At 41.8% G+C, this 15,007-nt stretch carries 12 protein-coding genes and 1 riboswitch; of the genes, 6 read left to right on the forward strand and 6 right to left on the reverse strand.

Translation table 11 applies throughout. From position 1 onward, the window contains the following. The first annotated feature begins 304 nt into the window (after positions 1–304). Entirely contained in the window at positions 305–736 is a 432-nt protein-coding gene (locus ACTB00_RS04245) for a cysteine peptidase family C39 domain-containing protein (RefSeq protein ID WP_463298700.1), read from the forward strand. Positions 737–1,035: 299 nt separating this feature from the next. Here the strand turns inward: ACTB00_RS04245 and metF are convergent, their stop codons facing one another. From metF to ACTB00_RS04265, 4 genes are all read right to left on the reverse strand, one after another. Next, positions 1,036–1,989 carry a methylenetetrahydrofolate reductase [NAD(P)H] gene (gene metF / locus ACTB00_RS04250; protein WP_463298701.1) on the reverse strand — a complete coding sequence of 318 codons (954 nt, stop codon included), beginning with the start codon at positions 1,987–1,989 and terminating at the stop codon, positions 1,036–1,038. A gap of 5 nt (positions 1,990–1,994) precedes the next feature. After that, on the reverse strand, positions 1,995–2,156 hold the full coding sequence (locus tag ACTB00_RS04255; RefSeq protein ID WP_463298702.1) for a hypothetical protein: 162 nt from the start codon (positions 2,154–2,156) through the stop codon (positions 1,995–1,997). A 13-nt stretch (positions 2,157–2,169) separates the two neighbouring features. After that, entirely contained in the window at positions 2,170–5,847 is a 3,678-nt protein-coding gene (metH, locus tag ACTB00_RS04260; protein WP_463298703.1) for a methionine synthase, read from the reverse strand. A gap of 68 nt (positions 5,848–5,915) precedes the next feature. Next, the gene (locus ACTB00_RS04265) at positions 5,916–6,665 is read right to left on the reverse strand and encodes a UPF0280 family protein (RefSeq protein WP_463298704.1); all 750 of its coding nucleotides are present in this window, start codon (positions 6,663–6,665) and stop codon (positions 5,916–5,918) included. Positions 6,666–6,853: 188 nt separating this feature from the next. After that, a riboswitch (SAM riboswitch) is annotated at positions 6,854–6,959 on the reverse strand. 170 nt (positions 6,960–7,129) lie between these two features. Between ACTB00_RS04265 and mnmH the strand changes: the two genes are divergently transcribed. Further along, complete coding sequence (gene mnmH / locus ACTB00_RS04270; protein ID WP_463298705.1) at positions 7,130–8,182, forward strand: tRNA 2-selenouridine(34) synthase MnmH; 1,053 nt, start codon at positions 7,130–7,132, stop codon at positions 8,180–8,182. Then, positions 8,154–9,185, forward strand: coding sequence for a selenide, water dikinase SelD (gene selD / locus ACTB00_RS04275; RefSeq protein WP_463298707.1), 1,032 nt, complete (start codon positions 8,154–8,156; stop codon positions 9,183–9,185). Before mnmH ends, selD begins: the two co-directional genes overlap by 29 nt. On the opposite strand, the gene ACTB00_RS04280 is transcribed toward selD, so the two are convergent. Further along, positions 9,182–10,588, reverse strand: a complete 1,407-nt coding sequence (locus ACTB00_RS04280) for a radical SAM protein (protein WP_463298708.1) — start codon at positions 10,586–10,588, stop codon at positions 9,182–9,184. The two genes, selD and ACTB00_RS04280, sit on opposite strands and share 4 nt — an antisense overlap. Before the next feature lie 184 nt (positions 10,589–10,772). Here ACTB00_RS04280 and fumC point away from each other — a divergent pair, with 184 nt between their 5' ends. The 3 genes from fumC (at position 10,773) to ACTB00_RS04295 (ending at position 14,325) form a co-directional block, all read left to right on the forward strand. After that, entirely contained in the window at positions 10,773–12,173 is a 1,401-nt protein-coding gene (gene fumC, locus ACTB00_RS04285) for a class II fumarate hydratase (protein WP_463298709.1), read from the forward strand. Between the two features lie 86 nt (positions 12,174–12,259). Beyond that, complete coding sequence (cysS, locus tag ACTB00_RS04290; RefSeq protein ID WP_463298710.1) at positions 12,260–13,732, forward strand: cysteine--tRNA ligase; 1,473 nt, start codon at positions 12,260–12,262, stop codon at positions 13,730–13,732. A gap of 125 nt (positions 13,733–13,857) precedes the next feature. Continuing rightward, the gene (locus ACTB00_RS04295) at positions 13,858–14,325 is read left to right on the forward strand and encodes a superoxide dismutase [Ni] (RefSeq protein WP_463298711.1); all 468 of its coding nucleotides are present in this window, start codon (positions 13,858–13,860) and stop codon (positions 14,323–14,325) included. 100 nt (positions 14,326–14,425) lie between these two features. Here ACTB00_RS04295 and ACTB00_RS04300 read toward each other — a convergent pair whose 3' ends face one another. Next, positions 14,426–14,977: a hypothetical protein gene (locus ACTB00_RS04300; protein WP_463298712.1), complete on the reverse strand. Its 552-nt coding sequence runs from the start codon at positions 14,975–14,977 to the stop codon at positions 14,426–14,428. Positions 14,978–15,007 lie beyond the last annotated feature (30 nt).

The following is a 15,007-nucleotide window of genomic DNA, read 5'->3' on the forward strand; positions in this document are numbered from 1 at the left end:
TCATGATGATCAATATTTATTTGTTAAACATGACATCAATTTACAAACATTCAATAACTTTGGTTGCAGCTGTCCGCCGAATGGCGGATTTAGTTCAACTATGTGCACAAACAAAAAAGTTGATTTCAACGAAGAACTCCTTAAGAAAGAGTTTAATCAAGTTTCGAGTTTCAAAATACCGGAATATTTTCAAACAAAATTTCCATCGAACTGGTTCGAACGGAATAAAGATATAATTTTACGTTACAACCCATCTTTCAAAATAGCCAATTTTGATTCGCTTGAATATCTTCTTGTTCCATCAATGAATATTCCGGTTGAGGCTTTGGAAAACTACAACGGGAATCTATTTAGCTACTTAAACACAGGGAAACTAGCAGTCAACAATAGTGAACTTCTTGTTTTTGAAAATGATGCTATGCTTATTCGGTTTACTGTCAGAGACGGGTATGGGGTTGGAAGAGATGGAATTTCTATATCTGATAATCATGAATATTTAAAAAATATCAATAGAAACATTTTAATAAATGCGAACTTGTATTTCAAAATTACACTGACTCAAAACACAGCAATTTTTCCAATTCCCGGAATAATTTTTGAAAAGAATAATAAATTTAAAGTGCTTGCTTCCAATGGAAAAGTATTTCCTGTCAGCGAAATCTATAAATTACTGTTTTCTTCTCAGAAAGATTTTGATCACTATATCAATAATATCGTGGAATTTTCTATACATTAACACTTCGCTCTCAGCACGCTTTTGTGAGAGTTGCAAATAATGCACAAAGCTCATCATTGAAGGGGTGAAGATAAATCAATTTAGAAAGAAACCTAAAACACAACTTTCAAAAACAAGCTTGGAGTCATTGGTATGGCCTCTGAAGAAAGCCAATCGTTCCTATTCATTATTGGTATTTGTATTCCGTAAGTTGCTGTTAATAAGAATTCTGGTTTTTAGGAAATAAAAACACTGACAAAAAAATCCGACCTGTAAAAGATCGGATTGTATTATTCTTGGATTGAAACAATTGAGGTCTCCTAAAAAACCGCCTCAACAATTTTTCGTGCATTGTCGGAAACACCGTAAGTGTACATATGCAAGCTGGGTACATTGTGCGCTACCAAATCTTTCGATTGGTGAATGGCCCATTCAGTACCTACAATTTTGGCATCGTCGTTATTCTTGCATTTTGCCAGCTCGGTTGACAACTCCTGAGGAAGATCGATTGAAAATATTTTTGGTAATACGGTCAACTGGTTTTTCGTGTTGATGGGTTTAACTCCCGGAATAATTGGCACTGTAATTCCATTTGCACGGCATTTTTCTACAAAGTTGTAATACACCTGATTATCGAAAAACATTTGAGTAACAATGTAATCAGCACCAGCATCCACTTTTTGTTTCAGGCGATCCATGTCTGTATCAAAGTTGGGTGATTCAAAATGCTTTTCGGGGTAGCCAGCAACTCCAATGCAAAAATCGAGTGGTGAATTATTCTTTAAATCCGGCTCTAAATATTTACCTTCGCGAAGGTTTACAATCTGCTCCACCAGTTCGTTGGCATTTCCATTACCATCAGGATTTGGACGAAAAATATGGTCTGTTTTTAAGCCGTCGCCACGCAAAGCCAACACATTATTAATTCCCATAAAGTTCAGGTCAATCAGCACGTGTTCGGTTTCGCTTTTCGAAAAACCACCGCACAAAATATGTGGCACGACCGGAATCCCGTATTTATGCTGAATAGCCGCTGCAATAGCCACTGTTCCGGGGCGTTTACGAACCGTTCGCTTTTCAATCGTTCCATCCGCCAATTCCTTAAAAACCATCTCATCGCGGTGTGTCGTAATGTTGATATACTTTGGATCGTAATCAATCAGACTTTCAATTGTCCTGTAAATATTACTTGCATCATTTCCCTTAAGGGGAGGGAGCAGCTCAAACGAAAAAACCGTTTTATCGCTGTTGTTGATGATGTCGCTAACTTTCATTTTGCCTACTTTTTAAACAGATTTTCTATTTTCTTTCCAGCCTTATTGGTTTCTCTTTCCAGTTGTTTTTCAACCGAGTTGTTGAAGTGAAAAACCATATCGAGCACAAACATAAACACCATTCCTATAACAAAAGCAATAAATGCCTTCTTTGCTGAATTATTCACTATCTTTTAATTTTTATACTCCTTTATAATTCAAGTTAACCGGTAAAAACTGCTCTACCAAATCAACTGAAACATCTTTGCGCGTAGCGTAATCTTCCACCTGATCTTTTCCAATCTTTTCCAAACTGAAATAACGTGATTCGGGATGTGCAAAGAACTGTCCGCACACAGCTGCCGTAGGATACATGGCGTAATGCTCTGAAAGCGTAATGCCTATTTTTTGAGCTCCGAGCACCTCAAACAGGTTTTCTTTTTCGTGGTGCTCCGGACAGGCCGGATAGCCCATCGCCGGGCGAATTCCCTGATAACGAACCTTCAGAATATCATCCCAACTCAACTCCTCTTCCGGCTTATATCCCCAGTATTCGCGGCGTACTTTTTCGTGCAACACTTCGGCAAAAGCTTCGGCCAGTCGATCAGCCAGTGCTTCGAGCATGATTGCGTTGTAATCGTCGTGGTCTGCCTTAAACTCAGCCATCCACTTTTCAATACCAATACCGGCAGTTACCGCAAAAGCGCCACAATAATCCGTTTTATCAATTTCCTTGGGAGCTACAAAATCTGCTAAACAGAAATTAGGCGAACCTTCGCGTTTCTTTTCCTGCTGTCGCAAATGATAGAATCTGCCCAGTTCCTTTTCACGTGCTTCATCATCAAACAAAACAATGTCGTCGCCTTCGGAATGAGCCGGCCAAATGCCATAAATTCCGTTTGCCTGAATCATTTTCTTTTCGATGATCTCATCCAACATTTTCTGAGCGTCTTCATAGACTTTTCGAGCTTGCTCTCCCTGGCGTTCATCTTCCAGTATATCAGGAAATTTGCCTCGCAATTCCCATACAAAGAAGAAGAAATTCCAATCGATGTACTTGCGCAATTCTTCAATCGGAAAATCGATCAACTCGAAAATACCGGTTTGTTTGGGTTTGTATATTTCATCTCTACTCCAATCAATCTGAAATTTATTGGCTCGAGCTTCATCCAAAGTCAGGTATTCCCTTTTCTTTTTTTGACTGTGGAACTCCCGTATTTTCGCGTATTCATCTTTTACCGACTGAATATATTCCTCATTATTCGCCAGTAAATTCGCTACAACATTCACCGTGCGGCTGGCATCTTTCACGTGAATAACCGGATGAGAATAGTTCGGTTCAATTTTTACTGCCGTATGAATTTTAGAGGTAGTAGCACCACCAACCAACAGCGGGAGATGAAAATTCTGACGCTCCATTTCGGTTGCTACACTGGCCATGATCTCAAGTGAGGGCGTAATCAATCCACTCAATCCAATAATATCAACATTTTCCTTTTTGGCAGTTTCCAGTATTTTTTGGGTTGGAACCATCACACCCAAATCAATGACTTCGTAGTTGTTACAACCCAGCACCACGCCCACAATATTTTTACCAATATCGTGCACATCACCTTTTACAGTGGCCATAAGTACTTTTTTCTGGCGACTTTGCTGGTTCTTATATTTTGCTTTGTCAGCCTCAACGTAAGGCAACAGAAAAGCCACTGCTTTTTTCATCACACGAGCCGATTTGATCACCTGTGGCAAGAACATTTTACCGGAACCAAACAGGTCGCCCACCACGTTCATGCCATCCATCAGCGGACCTTCAATGATATTCAATGTTGGCTGATATTGGGGCAATGCTTCGGCCAGATCCTGCTCAATAAACTCGGGCAATCCTTTTACCAGCGAGTGCTCCAAGCGCTTTTCAAGAGGCAGTTCGCGCCATTCATCTTTCCGGACAACTTTATTCGGATCCGCTTTCAAATCCTGCGCAAATTCCAGTAAACGCTCCGTGGCATCAGGACGTCGGTTCATCACCAAGTCCTCAACATACTCAAGAAGATCTCTGGGAATTTCATCGTAAATCTGCAACATACCCGGGTTCACGATTCCCATGTCCAGGCCGGCTTTGATGGCATGAAACAGAAACACCGAATGAATGGCTTCGCGTACCAGATTGTTTCCACGGAACGAAAACGACACATTACTGACACCACCACTGGTTTTGGCATGTGGCAGGTTATTTTTGATCCAGTTAATCGCCTTGATAAAATCAACCGCATAATTGTTATGCTCCTCCATTCCCGTACCAATAGTCAAAATATTGGGATCGAAAATGATATCTTCAGCAGGAAAGTTGATCTTTTCAGTCAGTAATTTGTAGGCACGTTCACAAATTTCAATGCGTCGCTCAAAGTTGTCGGCCTGTCCTTTTTCATCAAAAGCCATGACGACTACTGCCGCACCATAGCGTTTAACTTTGCGGGCTTGCTCCAGAAACTGCTCCTCGCCTTCTTTCATACTGATGGAGTTCACTATCGCCTTTCCCTGTAAGCATTTCAATCCGGCTTCAATCACTTCCCATTTCGACGAATCGACCATCACCGGTAATTTGGCAATATCAGGTTCCGCCATCAACAAGTTCAGAAAGGTGACCATTTCCTTTTTGGCATCCAACATCGCATCATCCAGATTCACATCAATCACCTGGGCACCATCTTCTACCTGAGCACGAGCTACCGCCAGTGCCTCTTCATATTTTTCGTCACGAATTAAGCGCGCAAACTTACGTGATCCAGAAACATTACATCGCTCACCAATATTCATAAAATTGGTGTTTTCGGTAATCGTAACAGGCTCCAGTCCACTGAATCGTGTTAACTCGTCATTCTTTTGTTTGATATGTGGTTCGGCCGCAGCAGCAATGCCGGCAAACTTGCGAATATGATCAGGCGTTGTGCCGCAACATCCGCCAATAATATTGACAAAATGGTTATCCAGAAAGTCTTTCACCTGCGTAGCCATTTCCTCGGGTGTTTCGTCGTACTCTCCAAATTGGTTCGGCAATCCGGCATTCGGATAAGCACTGATGTAAAACGGTGCCTTTTTCGACATTTCCTCTAAATAAGGACGCATATCTTTGGCTCCCAACGAACAGTTCAAGCCGATACTCAACAGGTCGATGTGCCTCATTGAATTCAGGAAAGCTTCCACCGTCTGCCCGGAAAGAGTCCGTCCACTGGCATCGGTAATTGTTCCGGAAACCATTACCGGAAGGCGAATTCCTCGTTTTTCCAATTCTTCTTCAACGGCAAACAGAGCAGCTTTGGCATTCAGCGTATCAAAAATGGTTTCGATCAACAACAAGTCAACGCCCCCATCCAGCAATCCTTCAAGCTGCTCGCGGTAAGCTTCTTTCACACTATCGAAAGAGGCAGCACGGTAGCCCGGATCATTCACATCGGGCGACAACGACAACGTTTTATTGGTTGGCCCCAAGGCACCAGCCACATAACGCGGTTTCGAGGGGTCTTTCTGCGTGTATTCATCAGCCACTGCTTTAGCAACTTCAGCCGACGCTTTATTCATTTTGTACACCCAATTCTCGGTGTGATAATCAGCCTGCGAAATGCGGTTGGCATTAAAGGTATTGGTTTCCAAAATGTCAGATCCGGCATCCAAAAACTCAGCATGAATACCACGAATAATCTCCGGATGAGTTAATGAAAGCATATCGTTATTTCCGAACATTTCATTGGTCAATTCAGCCATATCAGCTGTTCGAAAATCGTTCTCTTCCAGTTTGTATTTCTGAATCATGGTTCCCATGGCACCATCCAGCACCAACACCCTGTTTTTTAGTTCTTCGCGTATGTCGTTTTTCTTTGTCATCTTATTTTTTTTGGGCGGGTTTTAGTGAGCGGGTGACTCAGGGTCACCCGCTCACTTTGCCTCATTTTTCAACTTAAAAGTTTTATTTCAAATTCACCTCGAATGCCGATCTGATCATCGCAGATCAGCACAGCCGAGATAATTTCCTCAAAGCGTTCCGTGCGTTTTAATACTTTCTCCACATCGGCTGGCTTTTTAATCAGGTTACCAAACCCAGTGGTAAATGCATCAGCCAGTGCTGTTTCTTTACAAGCAATTATGACTGCATCGGCCTTTCCAAAATTCATTGGGCTTTGCCCTGTCTGAGCAAAAGTACAAATACCCAGTGGAGTTTGTTCAGCATCAATTTCTAACCCTACCATTCCCGACAGTGGCGATTCGCCTGCAAAAACAGTCATTACCAGCGAATTTTGAAGTTTCATGTAGGTATCACCTCCGTTGACAACAACCAATTCGTTGATTGAGAAGTTTTCCAAAAGCTCCCTACCGATCAACTCGCTAAACATGCCAGACACCGCAGCCATTGGACCAACGCCTGCTTTTTCAGCAGCCTGAGCCATCAACCTGACAAAATCTGGCGCATTTTCCTGTACGTCACAAGGTTTCAAACTTTTTTTAAAAAAACCGTCCCTAGCAATGTAAACTTCCAGTTCGTTCTGAATAGCCGTGAGTTTATTCAAAGCCACTTCACTCATCTCTTCTTTATCGGAAGCAGGATCAACTCCAATCCATAAATCGGAATCATTGCAGGTAATTACAAACGACTGAAAGCGTTCTTTCGAAAAACTGTTACGATATGTTCTGGGTTCAAAAATCATTTTTCTCTTTATGTTAGTCTTGTCTCTATTTAGCTTAGCCCTGATGATTTGAAATCAATCTGCCAAGCTATTTTGTAGATAACGGAAATATATGGCGCTGATCAACGCATACATCGGTTCGAAAAATGCATGAAGCTCAACAGGAAATGGAAGTTCGATTGTATTTTCACTCTTTTAAATTTTAGTTTCAATTATAATTCCGTTACCGGCTGGGTTTTGGCACCGTTCCCGTTGTTTAACAGAGGGTTGCCAGAGTTTCACAGAGCCCGTTCTCTCCACTCTTCTTTATAACCACAAATTCCCAATCACAGGGAACATTTAATAAATCGATGCAAATGTAGTGTCAAAAGTGATAATTATCAAGGAATAAGTAGGCTTAAGATTGGAATTGGCAGTACATCAAGCTGCAAAATGGATAAATAGCCCGACAGGCTAGTCCGAAAAAATCAGCTACTTTTGCACCCATGATAACCAAAATCAGCATCGGTGATTATTTTGCTCAGGAGCACCCACAGCCTCTGATTGATGTTCGTTCGCCCGGCGAATATGACAAAGGCCATATTCCGGGAGCGACCAACATTGCTCTATTTTCGAATGAAGAACGAGCAGATGTAGGAACGGTTTACGTGCAACAGTCGCGCGAAAAAGCGATTGAACTGGGTTATAAATACGTTACGCCGAAGCTGGATTTTTTTATTACCGAAAGCAGAAGAGTTGCGGGGAAATCAGCCATTGCCGTTCATTGCTGGCGGGGCGGCATGCGTAGCCAGGCATTTGCCGAACACTTGCACAGCAATGGTTTTGATGAAGTATACGTAATTACCGGAGGCTATAAAGCCTATCGCAATTATGTGCTGAACTTTTTTGACCAACCCTTTCGACTTCGGGTACTTGGAGGTTACACGGGTAGCGGAAAAACACAACTGCTTCACAAAATAAAAGAGATGGGACAACAGGTGATCAACCTGGAAGGATTGGCTCACCACAAAGGATCGGCTTTTGGTGCAATTGGCGAGGTCGCTCAACCAACTGTCGAGCAATTTGAAAACAAGCTACACCGAGAATTCAGTCAACTTAGTTTAAACAAAGCTATTTGGGTTGAAGACGAAAGTCATAGCATTGGGCGAGTAAAAATTCCCATTATGCTCTTTCTTCAAATTCGCGAACAGGTGGTTTATTTTATTGATATCCCCAAAGCTGAACGCGCAAAATTTCTAGTTGGTGACTACGCCTCCTATGGAAATGAGTTGCTGGCTTCGGCGATTGAAGGCATTAGCAAAAGGCTGGGCGGGCAAAACGTAAAACTCGCACATGATTACCTGGCTGAAAATAATCATTTTGAAGTAGCAAAGATTGCGCTTCAATACTACGACAAAGCGTACAACAAAGGGGTTGAACATCGCAAACCAACAAAGGTACATCGAATAAAGCTTTCGAAAATTGATACGCAGAAAAATGCTCAAATCCTCATAAAATTTGTAGAAGAATATGAACGAAATCAAGCTCACGCAATATAGCCATGGCGCCGGTTGTGGCTGTAAAATATCACCCAAAGTTTTAGGCACAATTTTACACAGCCAGTTGGCTACAGTCGACCATCCCAACTTACTTGTGGGAAATGATAGCCGCGATGATGCAGCCGTTTACGACATGCAAAACGGGACGGCCATTATTAGCACCACCGACTTTTTTATGCCCATTGTTGATGATCCGTTCACTTTTGGAAAAATTGCGGCAGCCAATGCCATCAGCGACGTGTACGCCATGGGTGGAAAGCCATTGCTGGCCATTGCAATTCTGGGCTGGCCGGTTAATAAACTAGCTCCGGAAATTGCTCAACAGGTATTGGATGGAGGTCGTCAATCATGTATCGAAGCGGGCATTCCGTTGGCAGGGGGCCACAGTATTGACAGCCCCGAGCCTATCTTTGGATTGGCGGTAACCGGACAAGTATCCATCAACGAGTTAAAGCGAAACGACACCGCTACCGAAGGTTGCCACTTGCTTTTAACCAAGCCACTTGGTGTTGGCATTCTGACCACTGCTCAAAAAAATGGCAAGCTTAAAGCTCAACACAGCCAGATTGCACCTGACTCGATGATGAAACTAAATAAAGTTGGAGCCGAACTAGCCACAATACCCGGTTTAAAAGCAATGACCGATGTGACCGGATTTGGACTGTTGGGGCACTTAACGGAGTTGTGTGAGGGAAGCAAATTGTCAACAGAAATTGAGCTGGACAAAATTCCACGCTTTGCTGAAGTGGCCGAATACATAGCGCAAGACTGCATACCCGGTGGTACTCATCGCAATTGGGACAGTTATGGTTGCCGCGTAAAGTTAAAGTCGGAAGATGACAAGTTGCTACTTTGCGATCCTCAAACTTCTGGCGGGCTATTACTTGCGGTAGAGGAAAGTTCATTGGATGAAGTGAAAGCCATCCTGGAACAAAACGAACTCAACACATCCGTTTTTGGCTACTTAACCAAGCAAAAAGAGGAGTTGATCAAGGTGATTTAATAATAATCCCCTAGTCCCGCCGGGATAATTTCGAAAGTCATGATTTGCTGAGTCTGTGCATCTTCTATTTCAGAATATTGAATTTCTCCACTCAGTAATTTTTCAACTACTTCCAGCTTTTGTGCATCCAATTCAATGGGTAAAGTTGCCGGCCGACGTTCAACAACAACTTCACTATCTTCATTTAGATAAATGGTCTGAAAATCGTTTAATCCGGTTGCCTGTGGAAAAATCTGGCTAACATGGTATTCAATAAATAAAGGCAATTGCAACGATTTTACCGCCTGCAGTTGTCCTTCGTGAAAGTCGAGCCGATTAATGGACGAACTAAAAGCCATTTTTCCTTCAGCCAATTCATTTTCAAATTGTTTCTGAATTGAATGATGATCATCAGCTTTCACTTTAACAAAGAGATTTCGGATGAACCCATTTCCGGTGATTTCTTCCCAGGAGTATTTTACGATGGAAGCATGTTTTTGACGATTGGCCGACTTTTGATGCCTGTTTTTATAAACAAACGAACAGTAGTTGATCGGCAGATCAATGCCTTCATCCAACGAAAAACGGATCAATCGCAACGCTGTCAATTCAGAATCCATCACGGTTACTTTTTCACCATGCGAGTAGGTATAATCGTGTTCAATCAGTTTATTAAAATTGTAGGGAGTCAGCCGCATTTGATGAAAATTCAGGTGATTCACGCCTAAATCCTTCAACTCTCGTATTTTTTGCTTCAGCAATTCTTCTTCGTGCGGAACAGCCGGTATTTCAACGGTCACTACGGGAATTCGCCCAACAGCTAACTTCAGTTGGTCAGTCTTGTAATCGGTAGCACCAATATCGAAACGAATTTCATTTAACCCGGCACTTTTTAATGCCTCTACTTTTTCCGGAGTTAACAAAATCCCATTGGTATACATCCAAACGTAAACTTCATCGGCAAAGGCGTTTTTAACTGCTGCCACAAACGACAGGCTCTTTTCGAATGAAATCAGCGGCTCGCCACCAGAAATACTCACGCCTTTAAAACCAAATTCACGAATATAATCGACATAGGTTTGCGGATCATCAAATAGGAGTGTGTTCGTCTCCGGCTGGCCCATATCAGACTGTTGCGTAGGACAATAAAAACATTTCCCGTTACACAAATTATTGATAAAGAGGCAAGACCATTGTCCTTCTCCACAAAGCTGACAACCTTTCGAAAGCTTCGAAACATCGACTTTGCTTTTATGAAATCCCCACTTGACCCTGCTTTCAATAACCGACAAAATTGCTTGTCGTTCTTGCATAGCAGTCGCTGCTTCTTCCGGTGACGGGAATTTCAAATAGTTGTATTTCACCTGGTACTCCTCCTGATTCTTCGTAAGGAGCCGCTCTTTTAAAGGCGTTAACCTATTCATTCAAAACATCAAATAACTGGCCGCAAATATAGGTGCAATTTTGAATGAAAAAACAAAGCCACTCATTTTTTCATTTCCCTGAAAATCAGCAAAACCATCACTCAAACAAATCAGGATTCTATAGAATCAAACAAACTTAACGGTTCGCGTGTCGTAGTAGTTGAAACTAATGAATACAATTGCTATGAAATATCGAATTGAAAAAGATACACTTGGCGAAGTAAACGTACCAGCTGATAAATATTGGGGAGCACAAACCCAACGTTCTGTTCAGAATTTCCCAATTGGACCGGCAGCCAGTATGCCCATTGAAATTATTCATGCCTTTGGCTACCTGAAAAAGGCAGCAGTCATCACCAACGAAAAGCTAGGTGTTTTACCCCAAGAAAAAAGTCACTTGATCCAACAAGTGTGTGATGAAATTATCACCGGTAAATTAGATGATGAGTTTCCGCTGGTGGTTTGGCAAACCGGATCAGGAACTCAAAGCAATATGAACGTGAATGAAGTCGTTTCTAACCGAGCGCATGTTTTGGCCGGTAACAAATTAGGCGAGGGTGACCGATTCATTCACCCCAATGACGACGTCAATAAATCGCAATCGTCAAACGACACCTTTCCAACAGCCATGCATATTGCTGCCTATAAAAAGCTAGTGGAACACACCATCCCCAACATTGAACTTTTGCGAGATATTCTAAAAGAGAAATCGGTCCAAATGATGGAGGTCGTAAAAATTGGCCGCACCCACTGGATGGATGCCACTCCCCTCACCCTTGGGCAAGAATTTTCGGGCTATGTTTCGCAACTCAATCATGGCTTGAAAGCCCTGAAAAATACGCTCCCACACCTGTCAGAATTGGCCTTGGGAGGAACTGCCGTAGGAACCGGGCTCAATACTCCTGATGGTTATGCCGAAGAAGTAGCGAAATCGATTGCTGATTTAACCGGACTACCCTTTATAACGGCCAAAAACAAGTTCGAATCGCTGGCCGCACACGATGCCATTGTCGAATCGCATGGGGCGTTAAAACAACTCGCCGTCAGCTTAATGAAAATTGCTAACGACATTCGCTTGCTGGCATCCGGTCCTCGCTCGGGAATTGGCGAAATCACCATCCCGGCCAACGAACCTGGCTCATCCATCATGCCTGGGAAAGTCAACCCTACGCAAGTGGAAGCATTGACTATGGTCTGCGCTCAAGTGATGGGAAACGATACCACCATTACAATCGCTGGCTCAAACGGACAATTCGAGCTGAATGTTTTTAAGCCCGTCATGATCAACGCTTTTCTACAATCAGCTACTTTGCTGGGCGATGCCTGCCAGGCTTTTAACGACAACTGCGCGGTTGGAATTGAGCCCAATCAATCCCGAATTGAAGAGCATTTAAATAACTCATTGATGTTGGTAACAGCACTGAACACACACATCGGTTATGAGAATGCTGCTAAAATTGCCAAAAAAGCTTATGCCGAAAATAAAACTTTAAAGGAAACGGCTGTAGAATTGGGATTATTGACAACCGAACAATTTGATAAGTGGGTTGATCCGAAAAAAATGGTCGGAAAATTAAATGATTAATAAGCTATTCCAAGAGTTGCTGTATGGCGTTCAGGGCACAGCCGTTCAGGAGAAATTTTCTACCTTTGCACAAATTTCTGGAATCAATGGAAAATCAGCTACAGATTTACAATACATTATCACGCAAAAAGGAAGTTTTTGAACCTCTTCATCCCGGTAAGGTTGGCTTGTATGTTTGCGGACCAACCGTTTACGGCAAGGCTCACTTAGGACATGCACGCCCTGCTGTTACTTACGATTTATTGTTTCGCTACCTGAAACACATTGGCTATAAAGTTCGCTATGTACGCAACATTACCGATGTGGGACACCTGGCCAACGATGCGGATGAAGGGGAAGATAAGATTGCAAAAAAGGCCCGACTGGATGAGTTGGAGCCGATGGAGGTTGTTCAAATTTACACGAACGACTACCACAAAAATATGCAGATGCTGAATGCCTTGCCACCAAGCATTGAACCTCGTGCAACCGGTCACATCATTGAACAAATACAAACTGTTGAGCAAATATTGGCTGCAGGCTATGCCTACGAAAGCAATGGATCGGTTTATTTCGATGTAGCAAAGTATGCCAAAGACTATCCTTACGGCGAGTTATCGGGTCGCAAGATTGAAGATCTGCAATGCAACACGCGAGTGTTAGATGGACAGGATGAAAAACGTTCGTCCTTGGATTTTGCCATTTGGAAAAAAGCTTCACCCGAACATATCATGCGTTGGCCTTCAAAATGGAGCGATGGTTTTCCGGGATGGCACCTCGAATGTACTGCCATGAGTTGTAAATATTTAGGTGAAACCTTTGATATTCATGGTGGTGGAATGGACTTGACTTTTCCTCACCACGAAGCGGAAATTGCCCAGGCAAAAGCTGCCCATGGGAAAGATGCCGTGCGTTATTGGATGCATAACAACATGATTACGCTCAACGGTCAAAAAATGGGAAAATCGTTGGGCAACGCCATTTCGCTGGAAGAATTTTTCACCGGAGAGCATCCGTTATTGGAAAAAGCATATAATCCAATGACCATCCGCTTTTTTATGCTGATGGCACACTATCGCAGCACGCTTGATTTTTCGAATGAAGCCTTGCAAGCTGCCGAGAAAGGAATGGAACGCCTGCTTAAGGCGGTTGAAACTTTGGATAAGCTGGAAGCAAAAGCGGAATCAACAGTTGACGTAAAAAGCTTGAGAAATAAATGCTACGAGGCAATGAATGATGATCTAAACAGTCCGATTGCCATTGCCCATTTGTTTGATGGGGTGAAAATGATCAATTCCATTGCTGATGGAAAAGCCAGCATTTCAGCTGACGATTTGGAACAACTTAAAAGCTTATACAGCACCTTTGTTTTCGACTTATTCGGTTTAAAAAAGGCTGAAGAACAAAGCAGCTCAAATAACGAAGCTTATGAGCATGCCATCGATTTATTGTTACAGTTACGCATGGAAGCAAAAGCCAATAAAGATTGGGCCACCTCAGATAAAATTCGCGATGAACTGGCCAAATTAGGCTTTGAAGTGAAAGACACCAAAGACGGCTTTAGTTGGGAATTGAAGTAAAAAACAATACTTTTCAAGAAAAAGCCCACTTTCATGAAAGTGGGCTTTTTCTTTCAATGGTTTTAATTTTTTAAACCACTTTGATATCAGCTTGTTCTATTGGTATAATTTTAAATGATTATACCATGAAAAGATCAATTATTCTAGTGCTATTTCTTAGCCTTATTACCTTCAACCTAAAAAGTTATGCCCATTGCGAAATTCCTTGTGGAATCTATGGCGACTCTCTCCGTATCGAACAAATTTCGGAGCACATCACAACCCTCGAAAAATCGATGAACCAGATTAACGAGCTGTCAAAAGCCGGCGACGAAAATTACAACCAGCTGGTGCGTTGGGTGGTGAACAAAGAAGAGCATGCTACGAAAATTCAGGACATTGTAAGTCAATATTTCTTACACCAACGAATTAAACCGGTCGATCCTACTGATGTTGAAGCGTATGCAAAATACACCAATCAACTGGCTTTGTTACATCATTTACTTGTGTTTTCGATGAAAGCCAAGCAAAGCACCGATTTGGAAGTGATTGAAAAGCTTAGAAGTACATTAGTGAAGTTTTCGCACAGCTACTTTCATGAACATGAACACTAAACATATAGTGATTAAAGCAGTAAACATTCACATTTTATAATAAACAAGGAGGTTTCCTGAAAAGAAAACCTCCTTGTTTATTTAATTGAACGCTTGACATCTACCTTTTTGAAAGATTATATCCAATATTTAACTCTATAATAGGCACAATACCAGAATTTCCTTTGAAATCGAAATAGAAGTATGGACCAACATCGAACAAAAGGTGAATCCGATTAAAAGAACGCTGTATTCCCCAAACCGGAGCAATAGCATAATCAACTTCTGTCGTTCTATAAAATGATTTACTCCTTGCTATCGCTGGTCCTCTCCCTAAAAAACGCATACCAATAAAATTAGCTGAGTTATAGCGAGTATTTTTATTTTGGGCAGCACGCTTCTTGAGGTTATAATAGTTACGAATTTGCATATCATAAAAAGGAGATAATAATATTGTATATCCAGGTTCAATACTTGTTAAATTTTTATATGATCCACCAACGCCTATGCCAACGTTTAGATCAATAGAAGATGACTTCGAAATTGGAAATTCATAATCAAATCCAGGATTAACGAAATTAATACGACTGCTGGTGGTAACTTTAACTTCTTCTTTTTGAGCTAAAGCTATAATACTTGTTCCCATCAATAACAATAATAGTATTTTTTTCATGATCATTTATATTTGTTAATTCTTAACTAT

This window comes from Sunxiuqinia sp. (genome assembly GCF_055140945.1).

Excerpts from the sequence above, each read along its gene's own strand:
- cysS (WP_463298710.1), top strand. The coding sequence starts at position 12,260 with ATGGAAAATCAGCTACAGATTTACAATACATTATCACGCAAAAAGGAA.
- ACTB00_RS04245 (WP_463298700.1), top strand. The coding sequence starts at position 305 with ATGAATATTCCGGTTGAGGCTTTGGAAAACTACAACGGGAATCTATTT.
- metH (WP_463298703.1), bottom strand. The coding sequence starts at position 5,847 with ATGACAAAGAAAAACGACATACGCGAAGAACTAAAAAACAGGGTGTTG.
- fumC (WP_463298709.1), top strand. The coding sequence starts at position 10,773 with ATGAAATATCGAATTGAAAAAGATACACTTGGCGAAGTAAACGTACCA.
- ACTB00_RS04295 (WP_463298711.1), top strand. The coding sequence starts at position 13,858 with ATGAAAAGATCAATTATTCTAGTGCTATTTCTTAGCCTTATTACCTTC.
- mnmH (WP_463298705.1), top strand. The coding sequence starts at position 7,130 with ATGATAACCAAAATCAGCATCGGTGATTATTTTGCTCAGGAGCACCCA.
- ACTB00_RS04300 (WP_463298712.1), bottom strand. The coding sequence starts at position 14,977 with ATGAAAAAAATACTATTATTGTTATTGATGGGAACAAGTATTATAGCT.
- metF (WP_463298701.1), bottom strand. The coding sequence starts at position 1,989 with ATGAAAGTTAGCGACATCATCAACAACAGCGATAAAACGGTTTTTTCG.
- selD (WP_463298707.1), top strand. The coding sequence starts at position 8,154 with ATGAACGAAATCAAGCTCACGCAATATAGCCATGGCGCCGGTTGTGGC.
- ACTB00_RS04280 (WP_463298708.1), bottom strand. The coding sequence starts at position 10,588 with ATGAATAGGTTAACGCCTTTAAAAGAGCGGCTCCTTACGAAGAATCAG.
- ACTB00_RS04265 (WP_463298704.1), bottom strand. The coding sequence starts at position 6,665 with ATGATTTTTGAACCCAGAACATATCGTAACAGTTTTTCGAAAGAACGC.